At 43.3% G+C, this 3,472-nt stretch carries 2 protein-coding genes; one reads left to right on the forward strand and one right to left on the reverse strand.

The features are described from left to right. Positions 1-235 (forward strand): T9SS type A sorting domain-containing protein (locus EYO21_01280; protein HIB02446.1); only part of this gene is annotated, 235 nt, incomplete at its 5' end. 68 nt (positions 236-303) lie between these two features. On the opposite strand, the gene EYO21_01285 is transcribed toward EYO21_01280, so the two are convergent. After that, positions 304-3,294, reverse strand: a complete 2,991-nt coding sequence (locus tag EYO21_01285) for a M20/M25/M40 family metallo-hydrolase (GenBank protein HIB02447.1) — start codon at positions 3,292-3,294, stop codon at positions 304-306. Positions 3,295-3,472: the final 178 nt, after the last annotated feature.

Raw genomic sequence — 3,472 nt, forward strand, 5'->3', positions numbered from 1 at the left:
CACAACTGTTATAAAGTATGACTTGCTAGAGGGAAGATACACTGTCATTCAAGTTTATGATATTTTGGGTAAGCAAATACGTACCCTTATTAAGGGCCATGAAGAGGCAGGTTTTAAAACTAAAGTTTGGGATGGCACTGATGATTTGGGCCGACCCGTAAGTGCTGGTGTTTACCTGTACCAAATACAGGCTGGTGAGTTCACTCAGACCCGGAAGATGATGCTATTGAAATAAATCAGCTTTCTCAACCACTTTCCCAATCTCAACCTGATAAGTGACGGGGGGACGGTCGTTAAAAATGCTTAGTTTACTCTTACTCCGGCGGCATTAATTTTCACTATTAAATTGCGTCCCGAATATTTTTTTGGATCTACATTATTCAACAAGACGCTTTTTCTACCAGCATTGGTCATAACGGTCACTTTAACATCGACAGAATTGATTCCTCTCAGGCCGAAATGGACTGGCATAGCATTCTGGGAATTGTAGCCGGAGCCCGTATCTATAATATTCATACCTAGGAGTTGCTTCGTACCCGCTTTATAAAGACGCACCTCAGAACCGGACCGAGTGTAATGCCCATTACCATCTAGAACGACGACTTGCAGAGATTGCTGGGCAAGTTCCTCAGCGATCTCGTTGCGAAGCAAGTGATGCATGCCATCAGATGAAGCACCAGTTAGGGCAAGGTCAAGATCTCCATCTTGATCAAAATCCACCCAGTGGGCGCCATGATCACCATCATTGTCCTTGATGATTTTTGGAGTGATATTGGTAAAGCCACTAGCATCGTTATGAAATAGATAATCCTCATAGCTATTGCCGCCAGTAATCGTTCCATTTACATAAAGATCCAAGCGGCCGTTATTATCGTAATCACCCCAGGAACCGGTGTCGTAACTATTATCAATCGCAAGGCCAAGTTCAGGTGCTACATTGTTGAAATTCCTGCCATTTATGTTTCGATAGAGCCCGTTGGGGCCATAATTGGCCAGAAAAATATCTAAATTCCCATCGTTGTCATAATCGCCAAGAGAAGGGCGCACACTACCATAATCATCCGATCCAAGAGGCCTTCCTCCACTTTCCAAACCTACTTCTTCAGCAATATCCACAAACTTGGAACCATCATTACGGAACAGGCCGTTGGCATCTCCATCCATATTTGCGACATAACAATCAAGGTCTCCGTCTTTATCGTAGTCAAACCAAACAGCACCGACGGTTCTTCGTGCATCGTCAATACCTAACTGTTTCGCCATATTCTTGAATTTGCCACTGGTATTTTGCAACAGTACATTGGGTTTATTTCTCAGACCTACAAAAAGATCCAAATCACCATCGTTGTCATAATCGATCCAGCTTGCTTGACGGAAGCTGCCAGTGAGATTAACTCCTGAAGTGCGAGTCACATCAGTGAAACTCTTGCCATCGCCTTCGTTGCGATAAAGTTTGTTACTACTTTCATTCCTGGAAACGAAACCGACGAAAAGGTCTACATGGCCATCACCATCGTAATCGCCCCATGCCGCTGTACGGGTGACATTGGAATCGGCTATGCCAACTTGATCAGCCACATTTTCGAAGGTCCCATTATTATTTCTATATAAGCGATTTGGTTTGTCATTAAATCCTACGAACAAATCAAGATCGCCATCATTGTCGTAATCAGCAAAGGCATTGGTTAGGGAACCTCCATCTTTAAAAAGCTCTGGCTGGTGTTTGGAAAAATTGGCTTTCCATCTTTTGAAGGGGATGCGCGGCATCATTTCGTCGCGCATAGCAGCGTGATAGGCAAAACTAGCAAGTACAATGGCATTTATCTTTAAATCATCCACCACTATGTGATCATAGACATCCATGTTGTAATGCCAGGTTCGGGTTCTATAATCGATACGGTCCTGCAAAAATTGAAATCCGGGCAATCCTGCTTTGACAAAGGTATAATGATCCGTACCTGTGTTGCTGAATTGTGAAAGTGTTTTCATCTTCAAATCTTGGAAAGGTTTCATCCATGCTTCCAATATGGGACTTGCCGCAGTATGTCCTTGCAGATGTATTCCTCTGAACTGACCAGTACCATTATCCATATTAAAATACACGGAAAGTTTATCGTAGGCAGACTTTTTCCCTTCATCAGGATTTCCAAAATGCTTAGCGACATATCCACGGGATCCAAAAAAACCCCATTCTTCTCCTGTCCAAAGAGCCATACGTATTGTCCGACGAGGCTTAAGACCGAGAGACTTTAGAATGCGCATAGCTTCTAGGACCACCGCACTGCCGGTGGCATTATCTGCAGCACCGGTACCTGTATGATAGGAATCCAGATGTGCCCCAATCATAACGATTTCATCAGCTAAATCTGAGCCACGTATTTCACCAATCACGTTGCGACCCTCGAGTTCAGTATTGCCCAAGTTTACCCGGACATTGATTTCCATTTTTACCGTATGTTTTTTCTCCAACAGACGGTAGATCCGATTGTAATGTTCGCCGGCAATGACCAACGTGGGTAATGAATTTTTAACGGCATCATTGGTGAGATCTTTTTTCCTTGTTTGCCGTGATGTTACCCGAACGGTCCCATCACCACCAGTACCCGAGTATAGCACGGCATCTACACCTTCATCTTTATAAAATGCTTCCAGTTCATCGTTGTTAATATCTTCAGGCTTTGGTGACTTTTTCATGAAGACCTGTTTACGACGTTCAGCCATATTGATATCCACGCCTTCTGTCGCATAGTCATTTAACGAGTTTTCATCATGACGCAGAGCATCAGCTTTGAACCGGGGAGAAAATTCACGAAGGGGAGAGACCAATATGATTTTATTATAAAGCTGACCCTTATATTTATCCAGATCTGACTTTTGTTGGATATTAACGATCATAGCTTCCCGGGTAATTTTTCTATTTGTACCACGGGTCAAGGCCATGGGATAGCCAATCACCATCTGATAATCTGGTTCCAGCATGTGAATAGATGCGTATTCCAGATCCCAACTCACATATTTTCCTCCCCAAGGCTCCAGTGCTGTATTATCCAATTCCATTTGATCTATTATAGTTTTAACCCAATCCTGAGCAACGCGCATATTGGGGGAAGCAGTCCATCTGGGGCCATGGAGTTCAGTTAATGTCCAAATGTATTCGTCCACTTTAGAACGATCGAAACCTTCTTCACGTATTCTATCTAAAACATCCCAATGAATTCGTTCCTGTGATGAAGCAAAAGAAGACAATGAAAGGATAAGAAGAATACTAACAATGATCATTGAACGCTGTTTCATTAATGACTCCTATGTGGAAGCATAATGGGGAAACTACCTCTCTGTAGCCAAACTAGGGAGAGATAGCGGTAAAGTCAATCAGGAGGGGAATATGAGCCTTGTGGTATACCCACAAACAAAAAACCCCCGTGAGGAGGCTATTTGACCAGAGGCGTTTTTACCTCAAGGCCTAACTCGG

The sequence above is a fragment of the Candidatus Neomarinimicrobiota bacterium genome, from assembly GCA_012964825.1.
Taxonomy (GTDB): Bacteria; Fidelibacterota; Marinisomatia; order Marinisomatales; family S15-B10; genus UBA2125.

Excerpts from the sequence above, each read along its gene's own strand:
- EYO21_01285 (HIB02447.1), bottom strand. The coding sequence starts at position 3,294 with ATGAAACAGCGTTCAATGATCATTGTTAGTATTCTTCTTATCCTTTCA.